This is a genomic window from Vibrio cyclitrophicus (genome assembly GCF_024347435.1).
Classification (GTDB): Bacteria; Pseudomonadota; Gammaproteobacteria; order Enterobacterales; family Vibrionaceae; genus Vibrio; species Vibrio cyclitrophicus.
Genome location: NZ_AP025480.1, coordinates 2,981,794 through 2,997,284 on the forward strand (window position 1 = coordinate 2,981,794; position 15,491 = coordinate 2,997,284).

General features: G+C 43.4%; 8 protein-coding genes and 1 riboswitch. Of the genes, 6 read left to right on the top strand and 2 right to left on the bottom strand.

Annotation, left to right across the window (positions count from 1 at the left end; genetic code table 11):
• Nucleotides 1-42: 42 nt before the first annotated feature.
• The 4 genes from OCW38_RS13075 to OCW38_RS13090 all read left to right on the top strand — a co-directional run bounded on the left by OCW38_RS13075 (nt 43) and on the right by OCW38_RS13090 (nt 6,595).
• Nucleotides 43-690 (top strand): LuxR C-terminal-related transcriptional regulator, encoded by a 648-nt coding sequence (locus OCW38_RS13075; protein WP_261894368.1) that lies wholly within the window; start codon nt 43-45, stop codon nt 688-690.
• A gap of 157 nt (nt 691-847) precedes the next feature.
• Nucleotides 848-1,720: a UTP--glucose-1-phosphate uridylyltransferase GalU gene (galU, locus tag OCW38_RS13080; protein WP_004735975.1), complete on the top strand. Its 873-nt coding sequence runs from the start codon at nt 848-850 to the stop codon at nt 1,718-1,720.
• 183 nt (nt 1,721-1,903) lie between these two features.
• Nucleotides 1,904-4,735 carry an excinuclease ABC subunit UvrA gene (gene uvrA / locus OCW38_RS13085; RefSeq protein WP_050612918.1) on the top strand — a complete coding sequence of 944 codons (2,832 nt, stop codon included), beginning with the start codon at nt 1,904-1,906 and terminating at the stop codon, nt 4,733-4,735.
• A gap of 96 nt (nt 4,736-4,831) precedes the next feature.
• Complete coding sequence (locus OCW38_RS13090; protein ID WP_261894371.1) at nt 4,832-6,595, top strand: PglL family O-oligosaccharyltransferase; 1,764 nt, start codon at nt 4,832-4,834, stop codon at nt 6,593-6,595.
• A 99-nt stretch (nt 6,596-6,694) separates the two neighbouring features.
• Here OCW38_RS13090 and OCW38_RS13095 read toward each other — a convergent pair whose 3' ends face one another.
• Complete coding sequence (locus OCW38_RS13095; RefSeq protein ID WP_261894373.1) at nt 6,695-7,834, bottom strand: pyridoxal-phosphate-dependent aminotransferase family protein; 1,140 nt, start codon at nt 7,832-7,834, stop codon at nt 6,695-6,697.
• 176 nt (nt 7,835-8,010) lie between these two features.
• A riboswitch (Lysine riboswitch) is annotated at nt 8,011-8,188 on the top strand.
• A gap of 109 nt (nt 8,189-8,297) precedes the next feature.
• Here OCW38_RS13095 and lysC point away from each other — a divergent pair.
• Nucleotides 8,298-9,665, top strand: coding sequence for a lysine-sensitive aspartokinase 3 (gene lysC / locus OCW38_RS13100; RefSeq protein ID WP_010434311.1), 1,368 nt, complete (start codon nt 8,298-8,300; stop codon nt 9,663-9,665).
• A 115-nt stretch (nt 9,666-9,780) separates the two neighbouring features.
• Here lysC and metH read toward each other — a convergent pair whose 3' ends face one another.
• Nucleotides 9,781-13,458 carry a methionine synthase gene (gene metH / locus OCW38_RS13105; protein ID WP_261894376.1) on the bottom strand — a complete coding sequence of 1,226 codons (3,678 nt, stop codon included), beginning with the start codon at nt 13,456-13,458 and terminating at the stop codon, nt 9,781-9,783.
• A gap of 169 nt (nt 13,459-13,627) precedes the next feature.
• Here metH and OCW38_RS13110 point away from each other — a divergent pair, with 169 nt between their 5' ends.
• A complete protein-coding gene (locus OCW38_RS13110) occupies nt 13,628-14,908 on the top strand; it encodes a cation:proton antiporter (protein WP_261894378.1) in 1,281 nt (426 codons plus the stop codon).
• Nucleotides 14,909-15,491 lie beyond the last annotated feature (583 nt).

The window sequence follows — 15,491 nt, forward strand, 5'->3', positions numbered from 1 at the left end:
ATGACAACGTGAAATCTAATTCTACCCTTACAAGGATTATCAATGAGAAAATCTCGATATGCTCACACTTTACACTTTCTGTGCATAGATCCAAGCGAGACTCACCTACACGTAAAAGAGATAGAAAAGCACCTAATTATCCCACTCTACAAGATGACAGCGGGCGACTTGATGCTTTTCGATAGAAAGCAAAGTAATCGTATCTTACTCATCGACTATAAAGAGGTGCCACAGTTAATCGTTGTTTTCCCTAACTTACCCGTCATGTGGAAAAACAATGAGATCATCTTGTTCAATGTACCTCAACAGCTCCCTACCTCGGAGTTGCTCACTTTCGGCGTATTAAAAGGGCTATTTTATGACTCCGAACAAAAAGTGAAAATAGCAAAGGGGCTTCAACAGGTCATTAATGGTGATAATTGGTTACCACGAAAAGTAACCAATCAACTGCTTTTTTATTACCGTAATATGGTGAACACCAACACGACACCCACCAATGTAGATTTGACGATCAGAGAAAACCAAGTGATCCGTTGCCTTCAATCGGGGTCATCCAACACTCAAATAGCCGATGATTTATTTATTAGCGAGTTCACCGTAAAGTCACACCTTTATCAGATTTTCCGTAAGTTAGCGGTTAAGAATAGAGTCCAAGCTATCGCATGGGCTAATCAGAACTTACTTGCATAATTGATCCGCCTCTTAAACTGAGGATAATTTTGAGGAAAACTCTAGTAAACCATACGTATTGTTGCTGAATTTTCGACATAACTTATGCTAGAGTTGCCCTCAGAAATATCAGCCACTCAGGTTGAATCAATAATTATTATAGATAAAGGGTCTTATCATGATCAAAAAGTGCCTTTTCCCGGCAGCTGGCTACGGTACACGCTTCTTACCTGCAACTAAGTCAATGCCTAAAGAGATGATGCCTGTTGTAAACAAGCCTCTAATTGAATACGGTGTTGAAGAAGCTATCGAAGCTGGTATGGACGGTATGTGTATTGTTACCGGTCGTGGTAAGCATTCTCTGATGGATCACTTCGATAAAAACTACGAACTCGAACATCAGATCAGCGGCACGAATAAAGAAGACTTGTTGATCAATATCCGTGAAACAATTGAAGCGGCAAACTTCACTTACATTCGCCAACGTGAAATGAAAGGTCTAGGTCATGCTATCTTGACTGGCCGCGAGCTTGTGGGTGATGAACCGTTTGCAGTCGTGCTTGCTGATGACCTTTGTGTGAACGAACAACAAGGTGTGTTGGCTCAAATGGTTGCACTGTACAAACAGTTCCGTTGTTCAATCGTTGCTGTTCAAGAAGTGCCAGAAAACGAAACGCACAAATACGGTGTTATCTCTGGTGAAATGATTAAAGATGATCTTTTCCGTGTTGACGACATGGTTGAGAAACCAGAACCAGGTACTGCACCAAGTAATCTAGCGATCATTGGCCGTTACATTCTGACTCCAGACATCTTTGAACTTATCGAGCAGACTGAACCAGGTAAAGGTGGCGAAATCCAGATTACCGATGCATTGTTAAAACAAGCCAAAGCAGGCTGTGTATTAGCATACAAATTTAAAGGCCAACGCTTTGATTGCGGTAGTGTAGAAGGCTATATCGAAGCAACAAATTACTGCTTTGAAAACCTATACAAAAAAGACCAGCAACAAATCGAACTAGGTAAGCACTCAACAACAAAAGAGGCTTAATCGCTAGTTTTGGCATACTAACTAATGATACGTAGCGATGAGTTAGTCGCGTAATAAATGATTTAAAGGGTGACTCGAAAGCGTCACCCTTTTTTTGTTTACTGTTTTTTTATCCAGTAAAACTTTGCACAAATCTCACTCTATGTAATACTTTACCCACTTAAAATTACATGGTCTATTGAGATGGATAAAATAGAAATTAGAGGCGCTCGCACGCATAACCTCAAAGACGTCAACCTAACCATTCCCCGAGATAAGCTCATTGTTATCACAGGATTATCTGGTTCAGGAAAGTCGTCACTTGCGTTTGATACCCTTTATGCCGAGGGGCAGCGTCGCTATGTTGAGTCTTTGTCAGCTTATGCTCGTCAATTTCTATCCCTTATGGAAAAGCCTGATGTTGACCACATTGAAGGTTTGTCTCCTGCTATCTCAATAGAACAAAAGTCAACCTCTCACAACCCCCGCTCAACCGTGGGTACAATCACCGAGGTTTATGATTACTTAAGACTGCTCTACGCACGAGTAGGTGAACCACGCTGCCCAGATCACAATACTCCTTTGGCTGCACAAACCATCAGTCAAATGGTCGATAAGGTGTTAGAACTGCCTGAAGGCTCGAAGATGATGCTAATGGCCCCCATCGTCAAAGAGCGCAAAGGTGAGCACGTTAAAACACTTGAGAATTTAGCCGCTCAAGGTTTTATCCGCGCTCGAATTGATGGGGAAACCTGTGACTTATCCGATCCGCCAACCCTCGAGTTGCATAAAAAGCACACCATAGAAGTCGTCGTTGATAGGTTCAAGGTTCGTCCTGATCTTCAGCAACGACTTGCTGAATCCTTCGAAACGACATTAGAGCTTTCTGGTGGCATTGCAGTTGTCGGTTGGATGGATGAAACAGAACAAGAAGAGATTGTGTTCTCTGCAAATTTCGCTTGCCCGAAATGTGGTTACAGCATGCAGGAGCTTGAGCCTCGTCTATTTTCATTCAACAATCCGGCAGGCGCTTGTGGTACTTGTGATGGCCTTGGTGTTCAGCAATATTTCGATCCAAGTCGGGTTATTTTGGATGACAATTTGAGCATTGCTGAAGGCGCAATTAAAGGTTGGGATCAAAAGAACTATTACTATTTCCAAATGTTGACGTCACTATCAGAGCATTATGGTTTTGATCTTTATTCTCCATTTAATTCTCTGCCAAAGAAAACTCAAGAGATCATCCTGAAAGGCTCTGGCCGCACAGAAGTAGAATTCAAATACATCAATGATCGTGGTGACATTCGAGTTAAGCGTCATCCATTTGAAGGTATTCTCAACACTTTAGAACGTCGTTATCACGACACCGAGTCAAGCGCTGTGCGTGAAGACTTAGCTAAATATATTTCGACAAAATCTTGTTCTAGCTGTAACGGCACTCGTTTGAGATTAGAAGCAAGAAACGTCTTTATTGGTGACACCACACTGCCTGAAATCGTTGAGCTCAGCATTGCCGATGCACTGCAATTTTTCCAAGAATTGAAGCTAGACGGTCAACGTGGACAAATCGCAGATAAAGTGATGAAAGAGATCAATGACCGACTGCATTTCTTAGTTAATGTCGGTTTGAATTATCTCAACCTATCACGCAGTGCAGAAACGTTATCTGGCGGAGAAGCACAACGGATCCGCTTAGCAAGCCAAATAGGCGCAGGCTTGGTTGGTGTTATGTACGTACTCGATGAACCATCGATTGGTCTCCACCAGCGCGATAATGAACGCCTACTTCAAACTTTGGTTCACCTAAGAGACTTAGGCAATACCGTACTTGTCGTTGAGCATGATGAAGATGCGATTCGCTGCGCTGACCATGTTATTGATATCGGTCCAGGTGCCGGGGTTCACGGCGGTCATGTGGTTGCTGAAGGGACAATGCAAGATATTCTCGATAACCCAGAATCATTAACTGGGCAATATCTGAGCGGTGTAAAAGAAATTGCTATACCAACAGAAAGAACACCTATCGACAGAAAGAAGGTCGTTGAGATAGTCGGGGCGACAGGTAATAACCTCAAAAATATCACGGCAACCATTCCAGTCGGTTTGTTTAGCTGTATCACAGGCGTATCAGGTTCCGGTAAATCTACGCTAATCAACGATACCTTTTTTAAGATCGCTCATACCCAACTCAATGGTGCGACGACAGCCGTAGCTGCGCCGCATAAGAAGATCAAAGGGCTAGAACATTTTGATAAGGTGATTGATATTGATCAGAGCCCTATCGGTCGTACACCAAGATCAAACCCTGCTACTTATACTGGGATCTTTACTCCGATCCGTGAGTTATTTGCGGGTACACAAGAGTCGCGATCTCGTGGCTATAAACCAGGTCGATTCAGTTTTAACGTTCGTGGTGGTCGCTGTGAAGCGTGTCAGGGAGACGGTGTGATCAAAGTAGAGATGCACTTTTTACCCGATGTGTATGTGCCATGTGATGTGTGTAAGGGCAAACGCTATAACCGTGAAACTTTAGAAGTTCGATACAAAGGCAAAACCATTGACGAAGTTCTAGAGATGACAGTGGAAGATGCGCGCGAATTCTTTAACCCTGTTCCTGTGATTGCTCGTAAGCTACAAACCTTAATGGATGTTGGTCTTTCTTACATCCGTCTTGGGCAAGCAGCAACAACCTTATCCGGCGGTGAAGCACAACGTGTCAAACTTGCACGTGAACTATCTAAACGAGATACAGGAAAAACCTTATACATTCTAGATGAACCAACTACTGGCCTTCATTTCCATGATATTCAGCAGCTACTCACGGTTCTACACCGGCTGCGTGATCACGGAAATACGGTTGTTGTGATTGAACACAACCTAGATGTCGTCAAAACCGCAGATTGGATACTAGATTTAGGCCCTGAAGGTGGTCAAGGTGGTGGTGAGATTGTTGCAGAGGGTACACCTGAAGATGTGGCGTTAGTCGAAGGTTCACACACTGCTCGCTTCCTTAAGCCTATGTTAAATTTGAAGTAGGTGTAAAATAGCTCCCTGCGGGCAGACAGAAAAATGTTAAAGTAACAGAGCTTGTTTCAAAAGGAACAAGCTCTGTTTTTATAAGGTTAGGGATTTATGGCAACAATACATACTAGCGGTACCCAGCTAGAAAATCAGATAACTCAGCTACCACTCAATAAAGCCTTTCTCGCTTCTTTAGCTGTCGTATTCTTATTAGCTATGCATTTTTTCATGCCTAATCCTGGGGGCTCTGGCCTAGCTTTATCCTTTAACCCTATGACTTGGTTAGCACTAAGCTTTACGTTAGCGATTGGCTTTTATCAGCTAGCGACTAACCGAGTGCTCAAATATTCCAAGCTAACCGTTGGTTTACTGGTTAGCTGCATCATACTTACACTACCCATCCTTTACAGCAACGCATCACCTCAAGGGGCATCAGGGCGTTTGCTTGGATTGTGGGCAGGCTTTGCGTTATTCGTCGTCCTCCAGCAATTTAAATTCAGCAATAAACACAAGCAACGTATATTGTGGTTCATTGTACTCGCTGTCGTCATTCAAGCGTTGTTTGGTTATGTACAATATTTTGCCTTAGAGCCAGGAAACCCATTTGGCTACAACACTGCTGCTAATCGACCTTACGGGATCTTCCAACAACCCAATGTTATGGCCAGCTTCCTAGCCACTGGCTTTGTGCTTTCTGCTTATCTTCTTGCGAGACAACCCGCGAAATATAACCACAAGATTAGCGAGTCGATTTTACTTTATTTAACTCCAACCTTAACCGTACCTCTATTAATTATTATTGCATCACGAACGGGTTGGTTGGCAGCGGTAATAGGGTTGATATGCATTCTGCCTTACCTATACAAATTCTCGACTAAGAAGCGATTTTACGGATGGTGCACATCAGTAGTAGTCGGTATCGCTGTTGCGTTTACGGTTATTAACCTGAGCACAACGGATAGTCTCGCGAGCAAAAGAACCAATTTAGAAAGCCCAAGAGCCTATACCTTTCCACAAGCGTTAGACATGATGATAGAAAAGCCATTTACAGGTTATGGTTACGGGAAGTTTGAACCTGAATACACCTTATATACGGCTCGCCAGCATCAACTTAACTCGAATTATCACCCCGGCCTTCCATCCATGGATCACCCTCACAATGAGTTTCTTTTTTGGGGAGTTGAGGGCGGGATAGTACCAATCATCGGTATCTTGATTGCTGCGGTGCTGGTGATGTCACGTATAGCCAGTTCGGCTAAAGGAACTCGTCTAGCACTGCTCACGCTATTTATACCCATACTCTTGCATTCTCAGCTCGAGTATCCATTTTATCACTCTGCGATTCACTGGATCACCTTTATCATTTTGATTTACTGGGTTGATCAACGCTCTTCTCGGCACTATCAACAGTCGTTTAGTATCGTCAGTAAAACCCTCTTTAGAGTGTCGAGCTTAGTGATTCCGATCTTGGTGAGCTTCTATATGTTGAGCGCGCTGCATACCAATTATGTGCTGACTCAATTTGAACAATCTAAGCCGAAGAACCCAGATATTCTTAAGCAAGTTACGAATCCCGTAGTATGGAAAGATCGCTATGATTGGGATGTGTACAGCACGTATCTCAACATTGGGCTCTACAAAGCTGATCCGAGCCTTATTCAGCCTTATGTTGATTGGTCTTTGGAAATAATAAAGAGTAAACCAAGACCCGCGTTTTACAGTAACCTAATCCTCGCGTATCAGGGTTTAGGCGATCACAGCAAAGCAGAACAAATTCGGAGCGAAGCAAGCTTCTTATTTCCAAATAGAGATTTTTCAAAAGTTCAGTATAAGAAAATTTCAGCCGCTGAGAACAACGTATCTTCTGCCAAGTGATATTGATGCAGCTAAAGCGGTAGACTTTGGAGGCTTAAGTTAGGCACAAAAAAAGCGCACGATCTCTCGTGCGCTTTTTTTTTCGAATTTTACGGTTAATTATTCTAATACATCTTTTAGTGCTTTTAAGCACAATGCGACGTTCTCTTTACGAGCGCCATAACCCATTAAACCAATACGCCAAGCCTTTCCTGCCAAAGAACCAAGGCCTGCACCGATTTCAAGATTATACTCTTCTAACAACTGCGTTCTTATTTTGGATTCATCAATCCCTTCAGGGAAGTAAAGCGCATTCAATTGAGGTAGGCGACTCTCTTCGTCAACCACAAATTTTAACCCCAAAGCTTCTACGCCAGCTTTCAGTTCTTGGTGCATCGCATAGTGACGCGACCAAGCATTATCCAGACCTTCATTTTTCAACAATACCAGTGACTCATGCAGAGCATAGAGGCTATTCACAGGTGCAGTATGATGATAGCTACGTTTGCCTTCTCCACTCCAGTAACCTAAAACTAAACTTTGATCCAAGAACCAGCTTTGTACGGGAGCTTGGCGGGCTTTCATTTTATCAACAGCACGTTGAGAGAAGGTCACCGGAGATAGCCCTGGCACACAAGACAGACACTTTTGGCTACCCGAATAAACCGCATCAAGCTGCCACTCATCAACTAGTAATGGCACGCCACCTAGAGACGTTACTGCATCAACAATCGTTAACGCATCAAACTGACGAGCGATAGCTGAGATAACTTGAGCATCCGATAACGCGCCAGTAGACGTCTCTGCATGCACAAATGCGACAGCAACTGCATCAGGGTTTTCTGCCAATGCCTTTTCGACCTTTTCAACGGAAACGGGCTTGCCCCACTCATCATCTACAAGGATCGCTTCACCACCACAGCGAACCACATTTTCTCGCATACGCTCACCGAAGACACCGTTGCGACAAACAATCACCTTCTCGCCAGGCTCAATCAAGTTAACAAAACAGGTTTCCATGCCTGCACTGCCTGGAGCAGAGACAGCAATCGTAAATTCATTCTCTGTTTGAAATGCATACTTAAGGAGTTGTTTCAGCTCATCCATCATCGCGATAAATAACGGGTCGAGGTGACCAATGGTTGGGCGGCTTAAGGCCTGTAAGACTTGAGGCGAAATGTCTGAAGGACCCGGTCCCATTAACGTTCGGTGCGGTGGATAAAAGCTATCAATAGCAGTAGTGAGTGTTAAATTAGACATGTACATCCCTTACGTTAATGTTGTGAACAATCCACCCTAAAGCAAATTGATTACCTCAGCAATTAGCCATAAGTATTGAGGTCACACCACTGTCACATAATTGTTAAAATTATTTTTTAAATATCTCCAGTTACGGATTGACATTGTTACCGCAAACACGTTCAATGAAATGGCTATCTAGCAGAAGAGGAGCACTGCCCAGGCAGATGTTTTGTGGAACCGCATTTCCAATACAAAACATTAAGGGGGAGCAGTGCCGAGATAATAAAAGGATGCAGGACCTTTATTATCGGTTGAGCGGGCTGAATCCCGGCAACTGTCGCCATTTCTATATGGTGAGGAGCTTCTGAGGTTACTATTCTAATAATTCCTCTCTTTTTGCTCTAAATACTCTCTTCGAAAAACATCGGACGTTGGATTACCCAACCGTAATTTTATTTTAGGAAGTCGTGGGAGATATATCGTGAGTGCATCTAATGTAGCTGGTTCTTTTAATGTCGCTAAGTTTGGTGGAACAAGTGTTGCCAACTTTGAAGCAATGAGCCGTTGTGCTGCTATTATTGAAAATAACTCGAATACGAAACTGGTCGTGAGCAGTGCATGCTCTGGCGTTACCAACCTACTCGTTGAACTCGCGAATGGGGTTCAAGACAAAGCTCGTCGTCAGGATTTGATGACGCAACTGACTGACATTCATAACGCAATTCTCGATCAGCTAGCTGATCCAATCAGTATCGAAAAAGACGTACATTGTATTCTCGATGATATTGCGAGCGCCGCAGAAGCTGCATCATTTCAAGCCAGCACTAAATTGACAGATCACCTTGTCGCATGTGGTGAGCTGATGTCGACACACATTTTGGCTCAGATTATTCGTGAACGAGGTACACCAGCCGTTCGTTTTGATATCAGAGAAGTGATGCGCACTAATGGTGATTTTGGTAAAGCAGAACCACAACTTGAAGATATTTCAGCCCTAGCAAAAGAGAAGCTTATACCACTTTGCCAACAGCAAGTTGTGGTTACTCAAGGTTTTATCGGTGCAGATAGCGAAGGTAACACCACGACTTTAGGCCGTGGTGGCAGCGATTATTCCGCCGCGCTGATCGCCGAATCAGTACAGGCAATGGGGTTGGAAATCTGGACAGATGTTCCGGGTATTTACACGACAGATCCACGCATCGCACCGAAAGCATCTCCTATTCCAGAGATCAGTTTTAGCGAAGCATCGGAAATGGCAAACTTTGGTGCGAAGATACTGCACCCTTCAACTCTAGTACCTGCATTGCGCCACCAAATCCCGGTATTTGTCGGCTCTTCTAAAGCACCAGAGTTAGGTGGAACTTGGATTCGCCAAGAAGTTGAAAGCTCACCATTATTCAGAGCACTTGCTCTTCGTTGCAACCAAACGATGGTTACACTTCGCAGTGCAAACATGTTCCATGCTTACGGCTTTTTGGCGAAGGTATTCGAGATCCTTGCTAAACATAAGATCTCAGTCGATCTCATCACGACTTCAGAGATCAGTGTCTCACTGACTCTCGATCAAACAGACACATCAGGTGGCGCTCCTGAGTTACCAGAAGCTGCTCGACTGGAGCTTGAAGAGTTGTGTTCTGTAGATATTGAACACGACCTATGCCTTGTTGCGCTTATTGGCAACAACATGAGTGAAAATAAAGGCTATGCAAAGCAGGTGTTTGGCACTCTGGAAGATTTCAATCTACGTATGATTTGTTACGGAGCAAGCCCACACAACTTATGCTTCTTGCTAGATGCATCTGTTTCTAAGTTGGCGATCCAAAAACTTCACCAAGAGTTATTTGAATAAGGCGATGGTTAATTAATTGGTTTTAATTAACCAAACCCCAGATACAAAAAGGGTTGCTCTTGAGCAACCCTTTCTCTTTTTTACTTTACGAACCAAAGCTCGTCATAGATTCAAACTAGTTAATGTTTGGACCTAACCACTTCTCAGCTTCCAACATATCCCAGCCCTTACGATCAGCATAGCTTTCTACTTGATCCTGTTGAATCTGTGCAATCGCAAAATATCGCGAATCAGGATGAGAGAAGTACATACCCGACACTGAGGCACCTGGCCACATTGCGTAACTCGTGGTTAGTGACATGTCGATGGCTTTTTCAACGTCCATCAACTCCCACAATGTGCCTTTCTCTGTATGTTCTGGGCAAGCAGGGTAACCCGGAGCTGGACGAATACCTTGGTACTTCTCTCGAATCAAATCGTCGTTAGACAAATCCTCATCAGGCGAGTAACCCCAAATGTCCTTTCTCACTTCTTTGTGTAAATATTCTGCAAACGCTTCAGCCAAACGGTCCGCAACCGCCTGAATCATGATCGCATTGTAGTCATCACCATTAGCTTTATATTCATCAGCAAGCTCTCGCTCACCAATACCGCCAGTAACCGCAAAGCCACCAATCCAGTCAGCTTTACCGCTGCCTTTTGGAGCAATGTAATCTGACAAGCAGTAGTTAAAACCTTTTGGCTTCTCGGTTTGCTGGCGAAGATTATGCAGAACCTTCAGCACTTCTGTACGGGATTCATCGGTATACACCTCGATATCATCACCCACACTGTTCGCAGGGAACATGGCACACATACCACGAGCTTCAAGTAACTTCTCTTTCTCTACGCGATCCAACAAATCGTTGGCATCTTTGAATAGTCGTTTAGCTTCATCCCCCACCTCTTCGTGATCAAGGATTGCTGGGTACTTACCAACTAATGACCATGTCATAAAGAACGGAGTCCAGTCGATGTACTGACGCAAAGTCGCTACATCAAAATCACTGAAAATATGTACTCCCGGCTTAGCGGGCGCAGGGGGAGTGTAGGCATCCCAATCGATAGCAACTTTATTGGCACGAGCTTTCTCAAGTGTGACGGGCTTGGTACGAGGTTTTTTACGATTGTGTTGGTCTCTAACTCGATCATAATCGATGTTCAACCTCTCAACGAAAGCAGGTTTCAATTCATCAGAGAGTAATGAAGTACAAACGCCTACAGCGCGAGATGCGTTATTGACATAAACAACTGGCTCAGAGTAGTTCTGCTCAATCTTAACCGCAGTGTGTGCTTTAGATGTCGTTGCTCCGCCAATAAGAAGAGGCAGCTTAAAGCCTTGTCTCTCCATCTCTTTGGCAACATGTACCATTTCATCAAGAGAAGGGGTAATCAGACCCGACAAACCAATAATGTCGACATTCTCTTCTTTAGCGACCTTAAGGATTTTTTCACATGAAACCATCACGCCTAAATCGATAATTTCGTAGTTATTACACTGCAAGACAACGCCCACAATGTTTTTGCCAATATCGTGAACATCGCCTTTTACGGTCGCCAGTAAGATTTTTCCGTTAGTCGCACCAACATCTTTAGTTGCATTAATAAATGGTTCTAGATGTGCTACCGCCTGCTTCATAACACGGGCAGATTTCACTACTTGAGGAAGGAACATTTTACCTTCACCAAACAGATCACCAACCACGTTCATACCATCCATTAATGGGCCTTCAATCACCTCAATAGGGCGAGAGGCATTAACGCGAGCTTCTTCGGTATCTTCAACAATAAAATCGGTAATACCTTTCACTAAAGAGTGTTCTAAGCGCTTTTCTACTGGCCAAGTTCGCCATTCTAGAGCTGACTTATCTTCAACTTTACCAACGGCTCGCTCTAGGTACTCGGTTGCCATATCAAGCAAACGTTCTGTCGAATCATCACGACGGTTAAGTACTACATCTTCAACCGCTTCACGTAAATCTTCAGGCACGTTATCGTAAATCTCTAACTGCCCGGCATTTACGATACCCATATCCATACCATTTTTGAAACAGTGGTATAGGAATACTGCGTGGATTGCCTCACGAACGTAGTTATTACCGCGGAACGAGAACGAAACATTCGATACACCACCAGAGATCATTGCATGAGGAAGATCGCGTTTGATATCTCCTACTGCTTCAATAAAATCAACCGCATAATTGTTATGCTCGTCAATGCCCGTCGCAACTGCAAAAATGTTCGGATCGAAAATAATATCTTCAGGTGGGAAACCGACTTCATCAACAAGAATGTTGTAGGCATTGGTACAGATCTCAACTTTACGCTCTCGAGTATCGGCTTGGCCGACTTCATCGAAGGCCATCACAATGACTGCGGCACCATAACGACGAACTAATTTAGCTTGCTCGACAAACTTCTCTTTCCCTTCCTTCAATGAGATAGAGTTAACGATGCCTTTACCCTGAATACATTTCAGACCCGCTTCAATAACTTCCCATTTTGAAGAGTCGACCATGACTGGCACTTTCGAGATCTCTGGCTCAGATGCACATAGATTAAGGAATTTAACCATGCACGCCTCAGCGTCTAGCATCCCTTCATCCATGTTGATATCAATGATTTGTGCACCGTTTTCTACTTGCTCTCGAGCAACACTCAACGCTTCATCGTAAAGCTCTTCTTTAATCAGGCGCTTAAATCGAGCTGAGCCGGTAACGTTAGTACGCTCACCTACGTTCACAAACAGAGATTCTTTGGCGATCGTCAACGGCTCTAACCCCGAAAGACGGCAAGAGACTGGCAAATCGGGTAATTGGCGCGGCATTACACCGTCAACAGCCTCGGCCATCTGGCGAATATGTTCTGGTGTCGTACCACAACAGCCACCAATTAAGTTTAAGAAGCCACTTTCAGCCCATTCCTTAACATGTTCAGCCATATCTTCGGGAGAAAGGTCATACTCGCCAAACGCATTAGGTAAACCGGCGTTAGGGTGAGCAGAAACATAGCTTTCTGAGATACGGGACATCTCACCAACGTACTCTCGCAGTTCATCTGGCCCGAGTGCACAGTTCAATCCAAACGAAATAGGTTTAACATGACGAAGGGCGTTATAGAATGCCTCAGTAGTCTGTCCTGAAAGCGTACGGCCTGATGCATCAGTTATGGTGCCTGAGATCATGACTGGCAATTTAATACCAACTTCTTCAAAAACCGATTCAACAGCAAAAGAACATGCTTTTGCATTTAACGTGTCGAAGATAGTCTCGATAAGAATAAGATCTGAGCCGCCTTTAATAAGTGCTCGTGTCGATTCGGAGTAAGCTTCAACAAGCTCATCAAAGCTAACATTACGGTAGCCTGGATCATTAACATCTGGGGATATAGAACACGTTCGGTTTGTTGGACCTAACACCCCTGCCACAAAGCGAGGTTTATCCGGAGTCTTTGCTGTCCACTCATCAGCAGCTTCACGAGCTAGCTTGGCAGCAGCAAAGTTAATTTCTTCGCTAAGGCTTTCCATATCATAGTCGGCCATAGCAATGGTTGTTGCATTAAAGGTATTGGTTTCGAGGATATCAGCCCCAGCTTCCAAATATTCAGTATGGATATCTTTGATAAGCTTGGGCTGTGTAAGAACTAAAAGGTCATTGTTGCCCTTTAAGTCACTATGCCAATTAGCAAAACGTTCACCGCGGTAGTCTTGCTCTTCCAATTTATAGTCCTGAATCATAGTGCCCATGCCACCATCGATCAGTAAAATTCGTTGCTTCAACAGAGCTTCAATCTTTTGCCTTACATTACTTCCCACAGTACAACCTCATTCCTTTAATTATCCCTCCATCCTATCACACATTAAAAAGGAGTCTAGACGTCTAAAAAAGGAAATTGATTACCGAGTCATGACAAAAAAATGTTTGCTATTTGAGCATGAGACAACGAAAATTCATATTCATACTTTGTTACATGTTGGAATACCAATGTCGGTCTATTACACCTTATGCTTCTTGTCCGCTGCTGCCATGCTTATTGCTTTCGTGAATACCAAAATTGGTAAGATGCAGACAACCATCGCCATCACAGCTGGTTCAATGATGCTATCTCTATTGATTATCATTGCGGGACAAAATAATTGGTTCCAATTGGCAGACATTGCCTCAGAGACCGTTGCCAGTATCAATTTTGAAGATTTCCTTCTAAAAGGGATATTAGGGTTCTTACTATTTGCAGGCGGGTTGGGAATTAAATTACCAAACCTAAAAGACCAAAAGTGGGAAATAACAGTACTCGCATTAGGGGCAACGCTATTTTCAACATTCTTTATTGGTTTTGTGCTCTATGGGTTCTGTCAGTTCATCGGTATTCAATTTGATCTAATTTACTGCTTACTCTTTGGCTCTCTAATCTCCCCGACCGATCCAATTGCCGTGTTAGCCATCGTAAAGAAACTCGATGCGCCAAGACGAATCTCTACTCAAATCGAGGGAGAGTCTCTATTTAACGATGGTTTTGGTTTAGTTATCTTCGTAACCCTATTTACTATCGCATTTGGTACAGAAGCGCCAACAGTCTGCAGTGTAACTATGCTTTTTGTCCAAGAAGCGATTGGCGGAATTGTCTACGGTTTTGCTTTAGGCCTCGTATTCCACTACTTAATTAGCAATACAGATGACCACTCGATGGAGTTACTATTAACTATCGGTATCCCAACTGCTGGTTATGCCTTTGCTGAAGTTCTACATGTATCGGGACCATTGGCAATGGTGGTATCAGGTATCATGATTGGTAACTGGACACGCTTTATCGGATTCTCAAAAGAGAGTGAAGACCACTTAGACCATTTCTGGGAGCTAATAGACGAGTTTTTAAATGGTGTATTGTTTTTACTAATCGGTATGTCAATGTTGCTATTCAAATTCCACCAAGAAGACTGGATCTTAATGGCGTTCGCCGTTCCTCTAGTACTAAGCGCTCGCTACCTAAGTGTCTTCTTGTCTTATATCGGGTTTAAGCGCTTTAGAACTTATAACCCATGGTCTATAAAAATTCTAACTTGGGGTGGTTTACGTGGCGGCTTAGCTCTCGCTATGGCACTTTCTATACCTTCTGGCATTTGGGTAATTGAAGAGAAGCTCATCGATGTAAAAGAAGTTATCCTCGTTATGACCTATGCGGTAGTTGTATTCTCGATTTTAGTACAAGGCTCGACAATTACTCCTATGATCGAAAAAGCAAAGCAAGCAGAGAAAGAGCTAGATTAACATCTCATAATATTAAACTAGGCTGCCTAATTTAGGTGGCCTTTTTTGTATCCTCTAGAAATTGGACACGTCAAATATTCCACACTCAAAAGCATCTATGTGGACTAAATTCTAGATCGAGCTGAGACCCAAGGAAGGCAAAAGAAATTTAATAACTATGTAGAAGACTCGTGAAACAACGATCTTAGCTCTATTCTAGTTCTTACTAGGGACAAGTCATGCAAAGAACTCGTTCACCTTTGGCACTATTGGGCATCCCCACCAAATCGGTCTTCAGTTGTATAAGTATAAATTGGATAGGGTTTACTATTTAATCTTGAAACAAAAGTAATGAGACTAAGAGCCTAACAGCAGTAACTTTAGCCATTATCGGAAGCTGCGGTATTAAATGAGTGTTGAGCAGAAAGACTCTATTTTTCAACTAAGTCTAAAAACGGAAGGTTACAACAAATAGCTTTCCAGAGGTACGAGTGGATAGGAATAACTAAAGTAACAAAAAGAAAAAGGCTATAGCATTTCTACCGGATACGCTAGCTATGGAAAGGGGCGACTGAGCTGGCACTCCGGAGATTCGACCGGGCTA